The organism is Oceanotoga sp., assembly GCF_030445905.1.
In the GTDB taxonomy this organism is placed as follows: domain Bacteria; phylum Thermotogota; class Thermotogae; order Petrotogales; family Petrotogaceae; genus Oceanotoga; species Oceanotoga teriensis.
The window spans coordinates 1-5470 of record NZ_JASUSU010000081.1 but is presented as its reverse complement, the minus strand read 5'-3'; the positions used below and the strand labels follow the sequence as shown (position 1 = coordinate 5470).

Sequence of the window (5470 nt, the reverse complement as noted above, 5' to 3'; positions counted from 1 at the left end):
TGAATTTGCATTTCCTAAGTTTCTCCATGCGTTTAATGCATTTAAATTATGATTTATTCTCATAACTTCACCTCCATGTTTTTTTTATGCCCTTCCATGGGCTAATATTTTTTATCTCCGGCCAGAGAACTTCATATTATTATCGTTCTTTTTATTATTTACTTTAATTATTATATAAATTAAAATCAAATAGTACCATTATCAACATGAATAACTTGACCTGTTATAGAAAAACTCTCATCTTTTAATAAAAATTCTACAGTCTTCGAAACACTTTCAATATTCGTTGCTTCTTTTAATGATGTTCTTTTATATATTCTATTTTTTTGTTCTTTTTTCAAACTATTACTCATATCTGTTTCCATAAAACCTGGGGCTACACAATTACTTCTGATTTTTTTACTTCCAAATTCTCTTGCAACTGTTTTAGAAAATGCTTCTATTGCTCCTTTTGTAGATGCATACATACTTAATCCTTTGTATCCAGTATGAGCACAAACAGATGTTATGTTTACTATACTTCCTTTTATCTCATTTAAAAGCATATCTCTTATTATATATTTAGTCAACATTATTGTAGTTATTACATTTATTTTATACATCTTTTCTAATGGTTCTATTTTTGCATTTGTTGTTATTTCATCATATGCTATAGCTGCATTATTTATTAATCCATATATTGGCCCTTCTTTTTTTAATTGATTTAAATATAGTTCTTTTATTTGCTCTGATTGACTTAAATCATAATTTATATGTTTATATTTTTCTTTATATTTTGTTTTTAAATTTTTTGTTCGTTCTGATTCTTTTCTACTTATCCCTATGACTTTGTATCCTTCTTTCAGTAATGTTTCACATATTTGATTTCCAAGACCTCTTGAATCTCCTGTCAATATTATTGTTTTCAATTTCTCACCTTCTTACCTGTCCTCGTTAATTCTATTGTTTCTACAAATTTTATTATTCTTGGTATTTTCCATTTTTGTAAGTTTTGTTTTAATTTTTGATTTATCTCTTTTTCCTTCTCTTTTTTATCTATTTTTTCTTCTATTTGTATTAAAGCTACTAGTATATTACCTGTTATTTTATTTTTTCTTGCCTTTACTATTACATCTTTTATTCCTTCTATTTTTTTTATTTCTTTTTCTATTTCATATGGGTTTACTTTATATCCCCCTATATTTATCATCTCTGTCTTTCTTGAAATAAATTTGAATTGTTTTTCTTCTATTTTTTCTACTAAATCTCCTGTTTTATACCATTCATTAGTTAATTCAAATGTCTCTGATTCCCCTAATAAACTTTTGTGTATTAAAAGTTCTTTTTCTTCATTTATTTTTATTTTATCTTTCATTCTGTCACTTATTTTGAATATTTCTCCTTTTGACGAAAACAAACTTCCTGCTTCTGTTGAAGCATATACATTTCTTATTTTTGCATTTGGAAATATTTTTTGCAGTTGTTTTTCAAGTTCTTGGTCATATTTTTCTCCACCAGTTGTTACTTTTTGCATATTAGGTATTTCATTTTTTATGTATGGTAGCATTGTTCTATAATATGTTGGGGTTGCTGATATATGTGTTACTCCATATTTTTTTAGTGTCTCCTCTATTTTTTTTCTTTCCATATCAAATATGTATATTATTGAATTTTTATTGTATAATGTTTGAAAAAATACTTGTAATCCAGCAAAATGCGTTGGATTATATGCGTATCCCCATATATTTTTTTTATTTTCTTCTGATTTTTTTACACTTCTTGCTATTGTTTTTAATTTATGTTTTACTTTTTTTGGTCTTCCTGTTGTTCCAGACGTATATAATGTTATTTCCCAAATTTCTTTATTTTTTTCTATTTCTTTTATTATTTGTTCATAATTTTTTATTTCTATTTTTTCTAATATTTTCTTTTCTTTTAACTTTTTTTCTGATAACCCTAAATTTTCTATTTCTTCTTTTGTAAACTCACTATCTATTAATTCTATTTTTTCTCCATATATTAAGCTTACTATTAAGTTTTTTATTATTTCATATGGTTCTTTTTCTTTTATGTATTTTTTTATGCTTTTTTGTTCATTTATTTCTTTTATTAAGTCTTCATATGTTTTTGTCTTTTTTTCACTATGAAAAAATATTTTCATCTTTATCACCTTTGATTTATTTTTTCTAGTATTTCTCCCACTTTGTCTATTATTCCTTCTTCAAATACATCTATTCCAAATTCATCTTCTATTCTTACTGTTAATTCTGCTAGATCTAATGAATCCATTTCTAAATCTTCTCTCAATGAATCTTCTTTTTTTATTTTTTTTATCAATGCTTTTTCTTTTTTTTCTAATATTTTATTTATTATTTCCATTACTTTTTCTTCTGTTTTCATTTATTTTTCCCTTTCTTTAATAAAATTTTTTTATAAAATCTTTCATAACAGATCTATTTTCATATGCAAAATTTCCTGAAACATTTGAATTATTTTTCAAATCATTTATAACAACAGATCCTATATTTATTCTAACATTATTCCCAATAAATAATTCACTTGAAACTGTTGCATTTGGTCCTAGCCATGAATCACTTCCTATTACAGTTCCACCAGAAATTACAACTCCACTAGCTATTTTAGTTTTCTTCCCAATTTTAACTCCATGGGCTATCTGTACAAGATTATCCACTTTAACTTCTTCTTCTATAACAGTATCTCCACCTTCAAATAATCCTTTTGCTATGCAACTATTATTAAGCACTTCAACATTATCCTTTATAATACATTTTCCAGTATGTGGAATAATAATATTTTTATTTTCTATATTAAAAATTTCAAAACCTTCACTTGATATTACAGAATTACTTCTTATAATAACATTATTTTCTATAATGCTTCCTTCTTTTATAATAACATTATCTTCTATAATACAATTATTACCTATTTTAACACCATATTTCGAAATATTAGCTTTTTCAGATATTTGTGCATTTTCAGATATATTATTTTTAAAATACTTAAAATATTTTTTTTTATATAAATCAAAATAAATTTCATAAAATATTTTTTTTGGATTTTCCGAAATAATAATTCCTATATCTTTTTTTTTAAAAAAATCTAAGAATTCATTTTTACATATTACACAAGAAATATTATCATTTATTTTATTTAAATATTTTTTAGATTCTACAAAAGTTATTGTTTTTTTTAAAACTGGACCAATTCCGCCCAATTTAGAAAAAAAATTAAAATATCCATTTCTTTTTACATTTAAATTATTAAATTCTGATAAAATCATTATTTTTTCCTTTCAAGTAATCATTTGTAAAAATTTTTAATATATTAGATTTCTAATATTTTCAACCAAACAAGTAACATCGAACCATCTTTCTGAAACTTTAGTATTGATTTTCTTAGAAGAAGAAATAACAAAATCCTTTATCTCCTCAAATAAAGGATTATTAAAATATTTTATTTGAATAGAATCATAATTTTGAAAATACCAAATTTTTTCTCCAAAAGCTTTTATATTACCTTTTTTAATAATTTCTAATTTTTGATCCATAAAGTCAAAAACCCCATAAAATTCTTCTGTAGAAAGCTTAAAATTTCTAATCTTTATAGTACCATTTCTGTCAACTAAAAATCGAACTATACTATTATCAAAAGATAAATTTATTGATGAAAAATCATACTTCGAACTTTTTTCATTAAAATATCCAATATCTCCTGAAATTTTTTTAACTTTTGTTATATCTAATATTTCACTTAAAACAGCTATATCATGAGTCATAAGATCTTGAATAACATCGATATCTTTTTCATCATTTTTACTATTTTTTTTACCTATTCTAAAAAAATCTAAATAAAAAAATTGATTTTCTTCTATATAATTTTTCACATCACTTATAACATCATTATACAATTCTGTATAACCAGGAGAAAGCATAACTTTTTTTTCTTCACATAATCTTTTAAGCACATTAGCCTCTTTAATTGAAACAACTACTGGTTTTTCAACTAAAATATCTTTTTTTGCTTCTATCAATTTTTTAGATACTTTAAAATGTTCAGTTGAATCAACTACAACTATTGCAGCATCAAACAAATCCTCTTTTATCATAGAGTCCACATCATAATAACCCTTCACATTTAATTTATTTGAATATAAATCTGTTAAAGACTTTTTTATATCACAAATACAAGTCAAATTACATAATTTTTCTTCTTCTAACTTTTTTATGTTTTTTAAGTGTAATTGGCCCATATGTCCTAATCCAACTATAGCTAAATTAACCAATATTTTTAACCCCCCTACAAATATTTTTGAATAGTTCTCAATTCAAAAGGTATATTATTAAGATTTAATTTTTTAAATCCAATTTCATCTAAATAAATTATAAAATCTTCAAAATTAAATTCTTTATTTAAAAATTTTATTATTAATTTTGAAACTTGATTTCCATATCCATAAAATTTTTCTAATACATTTCCCCTATAAGATATAGACGATTTAATTTCTTCTTTTTTTAATAAATTTTTTTTTAAGCAATAATAACTAGAAATTATAAGAGATATAAAATGAATTATAATCTTTTCTTTATCCATAATTCTACTTAAACTTTTATTAGATAATCTTCTAAAATAAATATAATTTTCTGTAACTTTTATTCTTCTATCTTTTTTTAAATTATTACCCAAAATCCTTGACAATATAACATAATCTTCCCCTACTTTAAAAAAGTCCTCAGCTAAATTATTTTTTATTTCATATGTAGAAAAAAATGCTCCAGAATTAAACCCACTAATTTCCCCAGAAATAGTTATTTTTTTCAAAAGTTTATCAAAACTAAAATTATTAAAATCTTTTCTATCATATCCTAAAGAAATGTTATTTTTATTATCCAAATTAAACATATACCTTGGAATTAAAATATTTTCATTCATTTGTTCATATTCTTTCATTAATAAATTTTCATTTAAAACTATTAATAAATCATCATCCCCAAGAAAAGAAATTTTATCTGTATTTACTTTTTTTATTGCATTTTTTAAAGCGGAAGATACTCCTAAATTTTTATCATTAAAAATAACTTCTTGTATTCCATAAAAATTTTTTTTATTCTGAATATCATACAATATATTTTTATCTTCAATTTTAGAATTATCATCTATTATTATTTTATTTTGTTTTTTGAATTTAAGACCATTAATCAAATCATAATTTAAAATTTCACTTCTATTGTAAGTTGGAATTATTATTGTTAAATCTTCAAAAAAAATATTCGAAAAATTTTCTTGCATAATAATCTCAAAATTATTTTTGAGATTGAATTTCAAATAATCAATGGTAATATTTTTATTTTTAATATCAAAATTAATAACATTTTCAAACAAATGATTTATCTGATATATTTTTTCTTCAAAACAATAATTGTTTTCTATCCATTCTCTGTAATATTCTGAATTGTATTCATCTTCTTTTAAT

6 protein-coding genes are annotated in these 5470 nt (G+C 22.3%); all 6 read right to left on the bottom strand.

The window, feature by feature from the left end:
* Positions 1-185: 185 nt before the first annotated feature.
* Positions 186-908, bottom strand: a complete 723-nt coding sequence (locus PWP28_RS13690; protein ID WP_308645006.1) for an SDR family oxidoreductase — start codon at positions 906-908, stop codon at positions 186-188.
* A complete protein-coding gene (locus PWP28_RS13685; RefSeq protein WP_308645005.1) occupies positions 905-2140 on the bottom strand; it encodes an AMP-binding protein in 1236 nt (411 codons plus the stop codon). The genes PWP28_RS13690 and PWP28_RS13685 overlap by 4 nt, the downstream gene beginning before the upstream one ends.
* Positions 2141-2145: 5 nt before the next feature.
* A complete protein-coding gene (locus PWP28_RS13680; RefSeq protein ID WP_308645004.1) occupies positions 2146-2379 on the bottom strand; it encodes a phosphopantetheine-binding protein in 234 nt (77 codons plus the stop codon).
* A 16-nt stretch (positions 2380-2395) separates the two neighbouring features.
* Positions 2396-3280: a hypothetical protein gene (locus tag PWP28_RS13675; RefSeq protein WP_308645003.1), complete on the bottom strand. Its 885-nt coding sequence runs from the start codon at positions 3278-3280 to the stop codon at positions 2396-2398.
* Positions 3281-3316: 36 nt separating this feature from the next.
* On the bottom strand, positions 3317-4282 hold the full coding sequence (locus PWP28_RS13670) for a Gfo/Idh/MocA family oxidoreductase (RefSeq protein ID WP_308645002.1): 966 nt from the start codon (positions 4280-4282) through the stop codon (positions 3317-3319).
* 14 nt (positions 4283-4296) lie between these two features.
* Positions 4297-5470: glycosyltransferase (locus tag PWP28_RS13665; RefSeq protein ID WP_308645001.1), on the bottom strand; the 1174-nt coding region annotated here is incomplete at its 5' end.

What these genes read in the sequence shown, in the direction of transcription:
- PWP28_RS13685 (WP_308645005.1), bottom strand. Translation starts at nt 2,140, where the DNA reads ATGAAAATATTTTTTCATAGTGAAAAAAAGACAAAAACATATGAAGAC.
- PWP28_RS13680 (WP_308645004.1), bottom strand. Translation starts at nt 2,379, where the DNA reads ATGAAAACAGAAGAAAAAGTAATGGAAATAATAAATAAAATATTAGAA.
- PWP28_RS13675 (WP_308645003.1), bottom strand. Translation starts at nt 3,280, where the DNA reads ATGATTTTATCAGAATTTAATAATTTAAATGTAAAAAGAAATGGATAT.